This is a genomic window from Gilliamella sp. B3482 (assembly GCF_026536805.1).
Taxonomy (GTDB): domain Bacteria; phylum Pseudomonadota; class Gammaproteobacteria; order Enterobacterales; family Orbaceae; genus Gilliamella; species Gilliamella apicola_E.
Genome location: NZ_JAFNNL010000003.1, coordinates 112,998 through 128,072, shown reverse-complemented (window position 1 = coordinate 128,072; position 15,075 = coordinate 112,998). Strand labels below are relative to the sequence as shown.

General features: G+C 35.0%; 10 protein-coding genes and 2 tRNA genes. 6 read left to right on the top strand and 6 right to left on the bottom strand.

Translation table 11 applies throughout. The features are described from left to right. The first annotated feature begins 77 nt into the window (after positions 1-77). The 6 genes from artQ to J3U18_RS05990 all read left to right on the top strand — a co-directional run bounded on the left by artQ (position 78) and on the right by J3U18_RS05990 (position 4,438). On the top strand, positions 78-848 hold the full coding sequence (gene artQ / locus J3U18_RS06015) for an arginine ABC transporter permease ArtQ (RefSeq protein WP_218059990.1): 771 nt from the start codon (positions 78-80) through the stop codon (positions 846-848). A 9-nt stretch (positions 849-857) separates the two neighbouring features. Further along, a complete protein-coding gene (artM, locus tag J3U18_RS06010) occupies positions 858-1,535 on the top strand; it encodes an arginine ABC transporter permease ArtM (RefSeq protein ID WP_065562114.1) in 678 nt (225 codons plus the stop codon). Between the two features lies 1 nt (position 1,536). Next, positions 1,537-3,372 carry an excinuclease ABC subunit UvrC gene (gene uvrC / locus J3U18_RS06005; RefSeq protein ID WP_267353236.1) on the top strand — a complete coding sequence of 612 codons (1,836 nt, stop codon included), beginning with the start codon at positions 1,537-1,539 and terminating at the stop codon, positions 3,370-3,372. Between the two features lie 107 nt (positions 3,373-3,479). Further along, complete coding sequence (gene pgsA / locus J3U18_RS06000; RefSeq protein ID WP_065562116.1) at positions 3,480-4,034, top strand: CDP-diacylglycerol--glycerol-3-phosphate 3-phosphatidyltransferase; 555 nt, start codon at positions 3,480-3,482, stop codon at positions 4,032-4,034. A gap of 221 nt (positions 4,035-4,255) precedes the next feature. Then, positions 4,256-4,343 (top strand) — tRNA-Leu (locus J3U18_RS05995). Between the two features lie 19 nt (positions 4,344-4,362). Beyond that, positions 4,363-4,438 (top strand) — tRNA-Gly (locus J3U18_RS05990). 215 nt (positions 4,439-4,653) lie between these two features. Here J3U18_RS05990 and J3U18_RS05985 read toward each other — a convergent pair. The 6 genes from J3U18_RS05985 to J3U18_RS05960 all read right to left on the bottom strand — a co-directional run bounded on the left by J3U18_RS05985 (position 4,654) and on the right by J3U18_RS05960 (position 15,075). Continuing rightward, the gene (locus J3U18_RS05985) at positions 4,654-5,115 is read right to left on the bottom strand and encodes a hypothetical protein (RefSeq protein ID WP_267331067.1); all 462 of its coding nucleotides are present in this window, start codon (positions 5,113-5,115) and stop codon (positions 4,654-4,656) included. 241 nt (positions 5,116-5,356) lie between these two features. Then, complete coding sequence (locus J3U18_RS05980) at positions 5,357-5,647, bottom strand: hypothetical protein (protein ID WP_267353235.1); 291 nt, start codon at positions 5,645-5,647, stop codon at positions 5,357-5,359. A gap of 375 nt (positions 5,648-6,022) precedes the next feature. After that, a complete protein-coding gene (locus J3U18_RS05975; protein WP_267353234.1) occupies positions 6,023-6,538 on the bottom strand; it encodes a DKNYY domain-containing protein in 516 nt (171 codons plus the stop codon). Positions 6,539-6,694: 156 nt separating this feature from the next. Next, positions 6,695-7,354, bottom strand: a complete 660-nt coding sequence (locus J3U18_RS05970) for a hypothetical protein (protein ID WP_267353233.1) — start codon at positions 7,352-7,354, stop codon at positions 6,695-6,697. A 117-nt stretch (positions 7,355-7,471) separates the two neighbouring features. After that, positions 7,472-8,821: a hypothetical protein gene (locus J3U18_RS05965; protein ID WP_267353232.1), complete on the bottom strand. Its 1,350-nt coding sequence runs from the start codon at positions 8,819-8,821 to the stop codon at positions 7,472-7,474. Further along, positions 8,818-15,075, bottom strand: coding sequence for a protein kinase domain-containing protein (locus J3U18_RS05960; protein ID WP_267353231.1), 6,258 nt, complete (start codon positions 15,073-15,075; stop codon positions 8,818-8,820). Before J3U18_RS05960 ends, J3U18_RS05965 begins: the two co-directional genes overlap by 4 nt.

The window sequence follows — 15,075 nt, the reverse complement described above, 5'->3', positions numbered from 1 at the left end:
TAACAAAATCAGTTCTTATTTATCTCGCCGCATATTCTGCGGCGACTTTATTTTTTAAATTTAACTACGGTTCTTTTATGTCAGAATTTTTTGCACACGGTATAGACTTGTTACTCTCTTCTATGGATGGGTATATTTTGCCGCTTACGAAAGCTACCGCGATTACGTTATCATTAGCATTTGTATCGTTAGTCGTTGGAATGTTTTTTGCGTTCATTTTTACTATTTTAGAATCAGTACCATTCAAACCCGTTGCATGGCTAATGTCGCTATTCAATTTAACCATTCGAGCTTTACCCGAATTATTAATTGTGGTTGCGATTTATACTGGTTTACCACTGCTATTGATGGCATTAGATGATGGCTTTACCGTTCCTCTCGGCTTTACATCGTTTACCGTAAAAATGAGTATTCATAATACCCAACCAGACCCATTTTTATGCGGTGTTTTTGCTTTATCATTACTCTACGCTGTTTATGCCTCACAAACGTTACGCGGTGCATTTAAAGCGATTTCAAGCGGACAAAAACAGGCAGCTCAAGTTTTAGGATTAAGCAAATCTCGAACTTTCTTTCGTATTATCATGCCACAAATGTGGCGACACGCATTACCCGGTTTGAGTAACCAATGGTTAATCTTATTAAAAGATACTGCCCTTGTTTCAGCAATCGCGATAGATGATTTAATGATGCAAACCAAAACAATAGTTGCCCGAACCAATCAGCCTTTTTTATGGTACTTTGTTGCGATGATTATTTATTTAGTGATATCAATTTTAAGTCAAAAAATTATTTCACGTATTGAAAAACGTGCAACCCATTTTGAACCATCAGCCAATAGTCAGTAAGGTTATTTTATGTCTGATAATTTTATTTTTTATCTAAAAATCATTCTTCAAGGTCTACCTGATACATTAAGTCTAAGTATATTCGGTATATTAACGGCTGGTATTTTGGCTATTGTTTTTTCATGTCTTTTATCGTTAAATTCTAAGTTATTAACGAAAACAATTCGCGCTTATATCATTATTTTTACTGGTTCACCATTATTAGTACAGCTGTTTTTAATCTATTATGGACCATCACAATTTGGTGAATATTTAAGTAAATTTCCTGCTTTTTATGATTTTATTTCTTCACCTTGGTTTTGTGCTTATTTAGCTTTAACGCTTAATAGTGCCGCTTATACTACACAAATATTTTATGGTGCATTAAAATCTGTTCCACAAGGACAGTGGCAAGCATGTAGCGCTTTAGGTATGAACAAAAGACAAACGCTTAAAATTGTCATGCCATATGCATTAAAACGTGCTCTTTCTACTTATTCTAACGAAGTCGTTTTTGTGGTAAAAGGTACAGCCTTAGCTTCAATGATTCCTGTTATGGATTTAATGGGATATAGTAATGCATTAAATGGTGAATACTATGACTTCTCAATTTTTATGGTTGCAGGGCTCATTTACCTCTTGATAAATGGTATTTTAAGCACCATTATGAGGATAATAGAGAAAAAAGCCCTCACCTTTGAAAACTAATATGAGCCAATTTGATACAGCATCTTTTCTAAAAACAGTCCCACATAAACCAGGTATCTATCAAATGTTTAATGATAAAGATACCATTATTTATGTGGGAAAAGCGAAAGATCTCAATAATCGCTTAAAAAGCTATTTCAATAGCAGTAAAAAAACGATCAAAACCGATCGATTGGTAAGTCATATTCATCGAGTTGAATTTACCATCACCAATACAGAGACTGAAGCATTATTACTCGAACAAACTTATATCAAAAAATATCAACCCAAATACAATGTTTTGCTCAAAGATGATAAAAGCTACCCGTTTATCAAATTAAGTAAAGAAAGACATCCTCAATTGTCTTTGTATCGTGGCGCAATTAATCGAAAAAAAGATGAGTTTTTTGGCCCTTATCCGAGTGGATATGCGGTAAAACAAATTCTTGCCTTATTACAGAAAACATTTCCAATAAGACAATGTTTAAATAGCACTTATCGTAACCGAACTCGTCCTTGTTTACAGTACCAAATCAAACGCTGTTTAGGGCCTTGTGTACCAGGCTTAGTTAGCGACGAAGATTATAATGAACAAGTTAATTATGTAAGGTTATTTCTCTCCGGACAATCAGACCAAATTTTGCAAAAAATTACTGCGGATATGCAAAAAGCCAGTAGTGAACTTAATTTTGAAAAAGCAGCCGCATTACGAGATCAGCTACAAGCGATCAAACACATAAATGAAAAACAAGCTATCTATAACAATAATGATAATTTAGATGTGATTGGTTTCCATTACGAACTCGGCTTAGCTTGTATCTATGTACTCTTTATTCGAAATGGTCAAACATTTGGACATCGTTCTTATTTTCCAAAAGTACCATCTAATACTGAACTAGAAGAAGTGATCGAGACATTTTTAGGACAATTTTATTTACAAGGAAATCAAAATAGAAATATTCCGAAGAAAATTCTTCTCAATTTTTCATTATCTGATAAGCAAGCAATGGAAGATACTTTATCTATTGTCGCTGAACATCAAGTAAAAATAGTTGATGAACCAAAAGGTGATAATCTTAAACTATTAAATATTGCAACAGTTAATGCTCAAACTGAAGTAAAAAATAAACTACTCGAAAACTCAACCATTAAACAACGATATGATGCACTAAAAGAGTTTTTGGGCATTGATAAAATCAATCGAATGGAATGTTTTGATATAAGCCATTTTATGGGTAAAAACACAATTGCATCTTGTGTCGTTTTTGATGATAAAGGTCCCGTTAAATCTGAGTTTCGTCGCTACAATATAAATGGTATCACGCCTGGAGACGATTATGCGGCAATGGAGCAGGTCTTAACCCGTCGTTATAGTAAGAAAGATCTTCCTGAAGATAAGATCCCAGACATCATCTTTATAGATGGAGGAAAAGGTCAACTTAACCAAGCGTTAAGGGTTTTTGATAATTTAGACGTAAACTGGGATAAAAACCACCCTATTTTAATTGGTGTTGCCAAAGGTGCTGAACGTAGAGAAGGATTAGAAACGCTCTTCTTTGAAGCTCATGGTAAGGGATATTATCTGGATTATAACTCACCCGCTTTATTACTTATTCAACAAATTCGAAATGCATCGCACGATCATGCAATTGTGGGTCAACGTAAAAAAGGTGTTAAACAGTTAACTGACAGCGCTTTAGAGCATATTGAAGGCGTTGGTGGAAAAAGACGGCAAGCTTTACTTAAGCATTTTGGTGGGCTTAGAGAGTTGAAAAATGCCAGTATAGATGAAATTGCACAAGTTCAAGGTATTTCAAAATCATTAGCTGAAAAAATTTATCTAAATTTACAGCAATAACACATTGAAAAATTAACATTTTTCAGGCAACATAATCAATGAGAAAACCCTGTTTTTTTAATTGTCGCTAACCATTTGATTAATAAAACAATATGAGCTAATGTCACATGAAAATTAACTTACCTACATTCTTAACATTATTTCGAGTAATACTGATTCCATTTTTTGTGTTGGCATTTTATTTAATCCCTCATGAATGGTCAGGCTTTTTTTCGGCATTAATTTTCCTAATAGCCGCAGTTACAGATGTTTTTGACGGTTACCTTGCCCGCCGATTAGGTCAAACGACTAAATTTGGTGCTTTTTTAGATCCTGTTGCCGACAAAATAATGGTAACAATCGCATTGGTTCTTATAACGCAATATTATCAGGCGTGGTGGATTTCTATTCCTGCAATAATTATCGTCTCTCGTGAACTTATTATCTCTGCATTACGAGAATGGATGGCTGAAATTGGCAAACGAGGTAATGTTGCAGTATCTTCAATTGGCAAAATTAAAACAATTGCTCAAATGACAGCATTAACTTGGTTGCTTTGGCGCCCTTGCGATCTTGTTATATATGCGGGGTTAGCTGCACTTTTTTTAGCTACAATTTTAACGTTATTATCCATGTTCCAATATTTATGGATAGCGCAAAGTGACTTATTAGATGAAGAATAATTTATCAAAAAGTCGATAACCGTTAATTTTAGTGTAATTTTGTCATCTCCTATAAGTTCACAAAATTACACTTATCAATCCCCAAAAAACCAATATTAAACCAACAATAAGCTAAACATTGAGCAATTAAACAATTAATCCAAAATTTCTGTTGACTGAAATCTCAAGATAGGTAAAATGCACTGCATTCAAAGCGGATTACCTTACGTAATAAGTTTTGAGCCCGGGTGGTGAAATCGGTAGACACAAGGGATTTAAAATCCCTCGGCCTTTTTGGCCGTGCGAGTTCAAGTCTCGCCCCGGGCACCATTTAAAACACTTCTCTTATGCGGGAATAGCTCAGTTGGTAGAGCGCAACCTTGCCAAGGTTGAGGTCGCGAGTTCGAACCTCGTTTCCCGCTCCAATATCGCGTTTAAACACTCCTCTATACCTAATTAATTCATTAAGAAATCGAATGTTTTATCTGTCTATAGAGATTTTTATTAATATCGATACATTTAAAATAAAATGAATTGTTACTTGTATGAGTATCTATTTTGTTCCTTTATTACCCAGTAATAAATCTCTATCTATTACTCGGTTGTTTATGTTATTTATTTTAAAGTAATAATTATTTTATTATTGAATCATATCATCAAGTTCGTGGCTGATGCAGTCGGAACTCTTTAATGATAAATGATAATTTTCAACTAAAAATAACTGTTTTGATTTGAAATATCCTTCAAAATAATAGATATAACATATTGAGTTTAGACCCTGTTGTTTTTTAAATTTTTCCTCATCTGTTTTATTTGCAAATATTAGATCTACGTCTCTTCCAATTAAATTATCATCTTCTGGCTTATCAATAGCATAAGATAGTTCTTGTGAAAGATCGCTATCTTTACCATCCAAATCTAAAGGTTCTCTATCTTTTAAATGATTACTTTTTATCGACAAATTATCTATTTTAAAGATTTTATATGGTGGGCATTCACAGGCATAAAGCATATCAACAGCATATAAACCAACTTTTCCCTGTGGATAATTATCTTTACATCCGAATAAAGTAAATAATAAGATATACAATATTTTTTTCATTTTTTATAATTTCCTCAATATTTAGCCAGCATTTTTGAGTTGTATAAGCCAAAACATTCTGCCAATAGCTCTTTTTTCATCTCATTCTTGTTGTTGAACAGATGTTTTCCCATCACCATTTATATTTGCTTTCGTGAATAAACAACCTATTGTTTTTTTTTAAAATTTCCCACCACTTCAAGTGGGTAATTTTTGCCTTTATAGGACTTATATATGATATCGTTTTTTGATGTGTTTTTGGTCAAAAATATACAACATCTTTATTTCCAAATTTATTCCTCGCCCAGTCCTCATTTTCGTTTATTGGATAATATTTTTTTAATTTTTCATAAAATTCATCATTAGGTGGATAGGCTTCTTTATTTTCATAATGGTCATAGACTTCTTTATAATTTATACAATAAGCATTTTTACCCTTTATTTTTAAAGTATAAACATAAATTTCTTGGTAACGATTATATCTTAAATCTGTAGGAGTATATTTTTGATTTAGTAAATATTTGTATATATCATTACATAGTTTATTATTCACTAAAGTCGCTTTTTTTCTCTTGCTTCAAAAATAGTTTAATACAATTTTTTCATCATTAATTACTCTTAAATTCCATCAAAGATGTGGGTGATATTTAAGGGAATCACCGTATGGTAACTAGATTTTCCAATCTGAATATTATCCTTCAGGTTCCATTCCAGACCGACAAGTATAAGCTTAATTTTTTCTGAGGGATAAAAACTATCTTTAAACACTATCATCCATATTTTTATTAATGTAAAAAATGTTATTATCCATCACCAAAATATTGTTCTCTCAATGCTGGATCTGTAAAAAATAATTTATCGTCAAATATTTTATCAAACTCTTCACGACTTTTTAGAGGCTTATCATTAATATAAATATAATTTTTATCTAAACCGATCTTTTCTTGCCATTCGGACTTACGTATCGTCTCTTTTCTCGTCTAAACGTATTAACATCGGCGCCTTCTATTTTTCTTCCACCGGAGTAGATTGCATTTTCAACACGTAAGTAAACTCCTCCTAATACTGCATAATCTGAAGATGAGCCAGCTATAAAAAGTTCACAATTGACTTGAGAATAGCAGGTATAAATATAGATATAGTGTTTATCTTTGAAATAATACTCACTTTGCATACCTTCGTTATATCTTAGATAGTAATTATTATTAATCTTTTTTCTATCCTCTATGTCATTAAACAGCAAATCAAATGTTTCTATATCAATTGTTTTGCTTACGGGTTGATACATTTTCGTTTTTGGATTATAAATTGTTGAATAATAGAGTGTATCTGTTGTTTTTTTTGCACACAATGAATTAGGAATTTGAATATTCCATTCGTTACCATTCTTAACAAGAAATGTAGAACGAGTTTTTGTAACAGCATTATCGCAGGCTGTTACCAAAAAAATGGATAGTAGATAGATGATTATTTTTTTATTTTTCATAATTGGTTGTTATTAAATATCTCTCCTTGATAATAGTCATTCTTTCAACTTTTACCAAACCAAATTCCCTTTTTATATGATAATGAAAAATCATTTGGATTAGCTCCTAATGGATTAGTTTTCTTCCGGAAAATAATGTTGTTTTAACTTATTTTTAATAGTACTTTCTATATCTAAAGAATTAAATTCTGGATAGGATAATCGGTCATTCCTTATATAAAGATGTTTTTCATCGTAACCTAATTCTGGATGATTGTCATTTGCTGGTATAACATTAAAATATTTAGCTTCAACATCTAATAACTGCCTGGCATTCCAAAAAACGGTCTGGCTATCTTTAATATATTGCCCTACAACTTTATAGCTCGAAAATTGCAGAGGTAAGATATAAACGTTAATATTTGTAGCAAAATCAGCAATAGCATAAATATTTTTATTATCAGAAAAATATTCAGTTGAATCTATACGATGAAAACTACTTTCATGCAAAACATCATTAAGTAATTTTATTTTCAATTCAGGAAAGTGTAAATCGTAAACTCTATTTTGATAACCATAAGCACTTGTTCCTCTGGGATATCCAGGATATTTATATTGTAAGTAATAATTACCTTGTTTATCTTTATATAGGATATCTTTTACCTGAATATAGTCAGAATTCACTTGTTCTAAATGTATTTCTTGTGTTTTTATATTAATTGAACGGGTGTTACATGAAATAGTTAGTAACATTAATATAAAAATTATTTTTTTGCATTTTCCATAGTTTTTCATTTATTGAACCGTATTTGTATTATCATCATAAACCCAAAAATCTTCAGAATTATCTAGCAATTTACCTAATGTTCAACTTGCCACAAAAACAAAATAACTTTCCAGAAGATACTGTTTTTAGATTTTTTTAGAAGATAAAGTTTTTTGCTCCGTCGTTTTTTGTAAAGAATCAATTTCCTCTGATATAACAGATTTTAAAGGAACGGCACCAACCGGCAATGCTTTTTCAATAATTAAGTCTGAACCTTGTTTGGCTAGCCATTGCTGTAATTTGGTAAAATCACTGCACCAAAGGGTTTCAATATCACTATCACGTTGTTGATTGTTTTCGGAAGTCAATTTAACTGCTCGTACCTGCATGCGTGCCACCTCAGCGTTAGCGGCTAACTCTATGCCGTAACCAGGTGTAGAAGGATTACGCAAAACTAATCGCCCATCTTTCGCCCACTGTGTATCCATTCCGTGTCGTACTTCATATCCTAGGCTAGCCAATCCCTGTAAAATAACTTGTTGTCTGTACATCGCTTCTGTTTTTTCTTTGATTTTTGCCAGCGTATGTTCGCAATTATCTATTAATATTTTCAATTCTTTAACACTCATCGTGTCAAGTTTATTAAAATCAAAATCTAAAGGCTCCGTTGTTTTTTGTTGTAATTCAGCGATTAATAATTCCAATTGTGCTTGTAAAACACCACGTTCCTTGGCCTCATTAACCGCTTGAGCTAAGTCTAATACAATACTATCAAGCAGTAGTTTCTTACGGCTAGGTTGCAACTCCTGCTCAATGTTGTTTAAGCGCTCAATAAATACATCATAAACTTCTTTTTGTTCAAGTGATAACTCTGCAAGATAGTGTTCAATTTTTTGTATATAAGGGTCTTTTTGCAATGCAATATTTTGTTGTTCTAACCAGCTTGCAAAGGTTTGCGTGGTGTCATCTACTACCATACGATTGAGCAAAGCTTGTTGCTCTTGTGAAAGTTCTTTGGTGTTTTTAGGCGTGAGTAAATTAAAGACTTTCGTTAAAAGCTGATTAATATTACCCTGATATTTACCTTTAATCGCTTGTTGTAATTCGTTATTGAATTGATCGGAGAGTACTACTTGTTTATTATTTAATAAATTAACCAGAGCTTTGATATTTTCTTTTGCTTGTTTTTCTTCAATAGCTTGCTGACTTTTTGCTGCGACCTTTAATTGTCGACGTTGTGCAATATCGTCATTTAGACTGGTTATTTCAATCGGCACAAGTTTTTGTATATCTGAGAAACGTTGCTCTTCTAACATATGATCAAAGGTTTTCCGTTTTGCAACGATTGTTTCATAAAACTTTTCATCTGTTTCACTCAGCTTATCCATTGATTTTTGCCATTGTTTTATCGATTGATCCAGACGGGCCAAATAGCCTTTGCTGGTAGCCGTCATTTCTTCTAGCGTAACAATTCTGACAACTTTTGGGCCACTCATTGACTTACCTCGGGTGTTAATACAGTTTCAACCAACGTTTTTAAACGTTTCTTTTCTTGTTCTTTATTTTCATACCAATTATGTGATGAAATACGTATGATATTAGGAATTGCACGTTTTAAAACCGATTGTCGCCAAATTTCACGTGATCTAGCATGATTTAACAATACGTTAATAGGTGCATCACATTCAACCCCAATACTATATAGCTTCGTTGCTGGGTCTTCAATCGCAAAATCTAACGCGAATACCCCATTACCTGATTGACGCATATATCCTACCCCCAAAGACTGGATATAGGCTTCTACATCATCAAGAAAAGCATCTTGTTGCATAGTCTCTGTTCTATCAATAACAAACTGGCTATAACCCGTAACTCGATTAAGTAGATCTTTACTGTAGTCAAATTTACCTTCTGACAATGCTTTAGCATAAGCTAAATAGCATTGTAAATAATCCCTAGGTGTAGTTGGGCTCTGTTTGCCAGATAACATATCAGAAATATCGTCTATCGGCATTGAGGAGACTAAAATTATTTTCTTACGAGCTCGTGTAATGGCCACATTAAGCCGCCTTTCTCCCCCCTGTTGTCCTAATACGCCGAAATTACGTCTAAAGATTCCTTTCTCATTGCATCCAAAAGTTGTCGAGAACACAATAATGTCACGTTCATCGCCTTGTACATTTTCAACATTTTTAATAAAAATGGACATATCTTCGCCGTTGTCCATACGTTGATTTTCTTCTTTGAAGATGGTGGCAAACGTTTCATCTTCAGCTGCTTTTTCATAAAAGAACTTTTCAATTAAGTCTGCTTGCTTTTTATTAAATGTAACGACGCCTATAGAAGGACGTTTGCCCGATGACTGCTGCCAAATATTGTCCACCACTTGAACAACTTTTTTGGCCTCTTTTAAATTTGTTTGTTGTTCATATACTCCATTAGCCCATATATACTCTAAAGGCTGTGCTTGTTTAATCGTTTCTAACGGATGCCGAACGGGTATATTTAGTTGATTCATATAGAAAGCAGCATTCGAATAATCAATTAACTCTCGATATTCCGAACGATAGTGAATTTGCAAGCCTGTAGTTGGTAATACTGAACGAGCAAGTTGTAATAAATCAGGACAATCCGTAATTTCTTTTGAGTCCCATTTGCCTTGTAATACCTCTTGTTGTTCTTCATCGGTTAATTCAGCGCTTAAATTAAGATCTAAATCTTCCTCAAGCTCTGCTTGAGCACTAAAGAAAGAGCTAGGTGGCATTTGCTTTTCATCCCCACTCACGACAGCCACTTTAGCGCGATAAAGTGATGGTATTGCATATTCGACAGGCATTTGTGAAGCCTCATCAAAAATGACCACATCGAACAAGCCTGCTTTTAAAGGCAATAGCCGACTCACAATATCAGGATTCATTAACCAAATGGGTCTTAAACTCATAAGCCCTAACTGCACACCTTGTTCTACAAACTCACGCAATCTTCTTGCACGCTGCCCAGTTAATCGTGTAATATCTTCCCATTCTCTAGCACTCGCTAACTTACCGATAGGAATATTGTGCGTAAATAAGGTTTTATTTAATTCACGGATCTCTTCGTCAGCTTTGGCTAAAGCCTGAATTTGTTGTTGAATTTCATCCTCATTGGTTAGCAATACAGGGTTATCTTGCTCAATACGCGCTTTCCATGTCTGTTTAGCCTCATAATTTAATAATTGTCTAAAACTTTTATCAAGCGCTGTAGTGGGTAAATGAGTTAATTCTTCCTGATAGAGCCTTAAACGTTCAAACAACTTAATAGCCTTGGTTGATAATTGTGGAACACGTTTTCTAAAATATTGGTAAGCTTCAATGGTATCGAGTACACGGTTAATTTCTATCAGCAACAGCGGAGAAATTTCATTTTTTTCGATGGACGTTTTGCAGTTTCCATAGAGAGTATCTTCAAAATAACTCACTAACGGCAATAATGCCTCTAAAGAAGCTTTACGTGAAGCATATCTTTCAAAAGCGGTATGATAATCATTTAATAAGTGTTCGAATGCCACTTTACCTTGTAGGACTGACTTTTCAACTTCTTCACAGTGAGGTGCTGACATAATTCTTTTAGCCCATTCTTTTACCTCTTGCAAACTTGTTAATGTTTCATTGACGACATTTTTTATATTAAGGTTTGTACGGTTATCAGGCACAGGCAATTGTAGTCTAGCGCATATAGTCTGTATTTCTTGACGAATGGGGCGATATTCTTGCTCAAGCACCAATGCATTATAAAGCTTAGGAATGCCCTCCAAATTCGGCAGTTCGCCTTGTGATGCTAAAAATGCTAATAATGCCTGTTTTGATCTATAACGTTTAATACTTAAGAAACTATACCATGGTCTAGGCATTAACATCAGTCGAGCTTTATTTGATAAATCATTTAATACATCTAACTCTAACAAACAAAGTTTAAGGGATAAATCACACCAATAGCTTTCATTTAACAGTGCTAAGCGCTCTTTCAATAGAGTCAGTTGGTTAATCAGTAAATCGCCTTCTAATACAGAGGAAGAATCAGCACCCAACTTAAAAAAAGTCAACCATTTTACTAAACGTGCACGAATACTTTCTGAGATCGTCAGAAAATGATCCCCCTCTGCTTCAATCCATTGCTGGTAGGGTTTTGGGTTGTCTACTTCAAAGCGCGTACAATTAGTCAACTTACTCATTCTTAGCTGTTCAACACTTAAAAAATGGGTAAAGAATTTTTTAAAATCTTCTAGTGTCGCTAAATCATGGGAAAATGCTTTTAAATGAATTAGAGGACTATTTTCATAACAGGCTGGCAACCAAAAACGCACTAGTGGTGCACACTCATTTTCTAATGCTATTAACTGTTGTGGATCGCAATCACTTATCACTGATCTTATTTGAGGTGCTGCAAATAACTGATAGTTTTTATTAACACCAATTAAATCAGCAATCAATTCTCTATAGCTTAACCCCGTTTGAGGATCTTGTTGATGTAGTGCCTCGTGATGACTATCTAAACGATTTTCTAAATCTGTAATTTTGGCTGCAACTCGCTTACGCTTTTCGATCCAATCCGTTCTTTCAGGAAATTTAAATAATAATCCCAGTTGTTCTCGTATACTACTAATCACCGAATTTCTATTTGCATTAACATCATTGACCATAATACTTCGAGAATCTAGCCCCTCAGCAGCTAAGCGTTTATATACCACCTCTAAGGCAGCTTTTTTTTGGCAAACAATCAACACAGTTTTATTTCGACCAATCGCATCGCCCACCATATTTACAATGGTTTGGCTTTTCCCTGTCCCTGGAGGCCCCTCAATTAAGAGTCCTGAGTCTTGTCGTGCTTGCAAAACGGCATTTTCTTGCGAAGGGTCACTGGACACTGAAAAATAGCGATCTAACTCTGCCGGCTTTTCAGGAATTTCAGCAACTGCTTGATAAGGCTTTAAACGTAGTGCTGTTTCTAACGCAGTATTAACAGGTGATAATTTCTTTAAACGGTTAAGTTCTTCACCGATGGATTGACCTAAAAAGTTTACATCAAATAACACAGCCGAACATGCAATGCAGACTTCACTAAGTTCAGTGTCAAAATTAATAGGTAGATTTTGCACTTGCCGAGACGATACACTCCCCAAATTAGTTAATGTATCCATAACTTCGAGTGTCGTCAGCGCAGATCTCGCTAATAACTCATCTATAACGCTTTTCCAATCTTCATACAACGCCTTTCCCAATATACCTTCTAATGCAGGATTAACCCTGATTTCTTCACGTTCATTATCAAATGCTAAAGTAATACGATTGGGAACGCCCATATCATAATTAAGTGTAATGGGCCAAAGTAATAGCGGAGCAATACGAGGTAATCGATTGCTATTAGGCTCTTGATAAAGCAAAAAAGGGAATCCCATGTACAATCCATTAATCCCTGTATCTCTTCTACAGAGATTGGATTGACGGTATAAATTACGCAATTGATACTCGATAAAGTTGTTGGCTTGAAAGGCTTCCAGATCAATAGCTTGCGGTCGGCTATTGCGCTGTACAATATGATCTAACAATTTATTGGCAGACGTTCTTTCTGTACCTAATAAATTAATATCGACACGCGCAGTGTACATTCCTAGACGCATTCTCACTAAAGGGCCTTTTAATATAGACGTAGTGACTTTTTTATGGAAAAAATCAATAATCTGAGAGGTATACTGCCGTTTGTGGGGCTTAACCCATTTTTCAGGTCCAATACTTAATAAAACCAACAATTTCGGTAATGGCATGCGTTTTTCAAGACGGTATTGTTCTGCCCATTGGTCGACTTCATCCACCCCCGTGCTGGCAAACCCCTCTATTTGTTCATTTAACTGTTGATAAAGAGTCAAACGTGGTTGCGCGATTAACCTTCTTAACGCCTCATCATCAACAATATCAATGTTTAATTTCTTTCCTAATTTGAGTGACTCTTTAAGTACTGTATCTAATGATTTAAACTGTCCAAGCTCAGCACTGAGTAAAACAATGAAATCCTCTTCGCTAATGATACGTCGCTCTAATAATGACAGTAACCCTGCGTTATTTGCATCCGGAAACAGGGCACTTTTTTCCGACCATATGGCTGCTAATTGGGCTCGAGAAGCAGATAACAAATGGATTCTTAAAACTTCCTCATCAAGTTTTATTTGTAAGTTCAAAGCTCGCTGACGAACTGTATTAGCTCGCTCATGTAAATGCCATAACCACACCTCAGACGCTTTTAGTATACTTGGAATAACTCCTGAAATAAGCTGGTATCCATCACTAGGATGTTGCAATAACCAATTTGGCGTTACAATATTACCGGCTATAATGAGTGGGATGTCAGGATTTAAAATCTTTAATACTACCATCAATTGCATATCCGATGTTAAATCCGGCTTACGCATAACCTCTCTGATAGTGGCTAGACTCGTGGCGTCAAAATCTGCTTGCTCTAACCATGTCACCAAATTACCTCGAGACAAAAGCTCTGTCGCCTCTTGCCAATTAACAGGGTTAGCTGCATTTAATGCAAATAATTTAACTCTATGGTAACTTTTTCCACCTAAGGAAATACTCTTATCGAGATCAACTTCTTGCGCAGCCGCTTGCACAATTTCTGGAGCAGCTACATCCTCGCCGTTAATCCACGCTTGAACTTCAGACCATTGCCAGCGACGATGATGATCTTTAGTCAATAGCCCTCTTAATAGCAACTGTAACCGAGGGTCTAATGTGGTTGGAATATCTACACCACTAGCCAGTACTTGAATGATAAACGCTTGTGTATTTACGCCCTCAAAGCATTTACCTTGTGTCAATTGCTCTAGTAGAATAACGCCCAAGCTCCACCAATCAGAAGCGACACTCACACCACCTGCTACAACTTCTGGCGCAGTATAAAAAGTAGTTGCCAAAGGCGATATGACTTCTAGATCAAACTCTGAGAGCCTTGCTGAACCAAACCCCGTGATCACTAAATCCAGAGGTTCTTTTGTTCGCACTAATAAGTTATTAGGTCTTAAATCACAATGACGTAAACCGGCTGCGGTAAAAGCATTTAGTGCTTGACCTAGCTCTGTCATGACATGGCGAATAGTATCCATATCATTAATGACCATCCCCAGATCAGCTAATACTCCACCTGTTAATTCTTCAGCCACAACATAAGCTTGGTCGTTCCAACGACCTTTAGTAATAATTTCTGGCACATGCTCACGAGGAAGGTTACGCAAGACTTCATATACATCAATATTTGGCTCAGCACCAGTATGATAGAGCGTTAGAACTGCACGTTTTTCATCATGTAATCTTTTGACCAAATAACGTTCACGCACGCCATCTGTTTGACTAATAAGTTGCAGTAACTGCCAATCATCAATGGTTGTAATATCAGACTCTGTTATGGTTTCTTCATGGTTAGAAGATATTCGTTCTGGATTTTCTGAATTATCTATCTCGGCTAAATCAGCACCGCACTCCATGCAAATTAAATCACCTGTATCCATGATATGGCCATTAACACAATGTGAAACTGTGATTTCTGGCAACACATCATTGACCGTTACAACGCTCTGGGGGCGCCATCCTGTTTCACTAATAGTTACTGATGACAAATCCCAACCACAGGGTTCATCGTTAATAGTCCCTTCACAGAAAATCTCATGAAGAGATCGCTCTGTTTGACAATTAGGACAAAACCGCATCATTGCCAT

What these genes read in the sequence shown, in the direction of transcription:
- artM (WP_065562114.1), top strand. Translation starts at nt 858, where the DNA reads ATGTCTGATAATTTTATTTTTTATCTAAAAATCATTCTTCAAGGTCTA.
- J3U18_RS05970 (WP_267353233.1), bottom strand. Translation starts at nt 7,354, where the DNA reads ATGAAAAACTATGGAAAATGCAAAAAAATAATTTTTATATTAATGTTA.
- pgsA (WP_065562116.1), top strand. Translation starts at nt 3,480, where the DNA reads ATGAAAATTAACTTACCTACATTCTTAACATTATTTCGAGTAATACTG.
- J3U18_RS05985 (WP_267331067.1), bottom strand. Translation starts at nt 5,115, where the DNA reads ATGAAAAAAATATTGTATATCTTATTATTTACTTTATTCGGATGTAAA.
- uvrC (WP_267353236.1), top strand. Translation starts at nt 1,537, where the DNA reads ATGAGCCAATTTGATACAGCATCTTTTCTAAAAACAGTCCCACATAAA.
- J3U18_RS05960 (WP_267353231.1), bottom strand. Translation starts at nt 15,075, where the DNA reads ATGGCAATGATGCGGTTTTGTCCTAATTGTCAAACAGAGCGATCTCTT.
- artQ (WP_218059990.1), top strand. Translation starts at nt 78, where the DNA reads ATGTCAGAATTTTTTGCACACGGTATAGACTTGTTACTCTCTTCTATG.
- J3U18_RS05965 (WP_267353232.1), bottom strand. Translation starts at nt 8,821, where the DNA reads ATGAGTGGCCCAAAAGTTGTCAGAATTGTTACGCTAGAAGAAATGACG.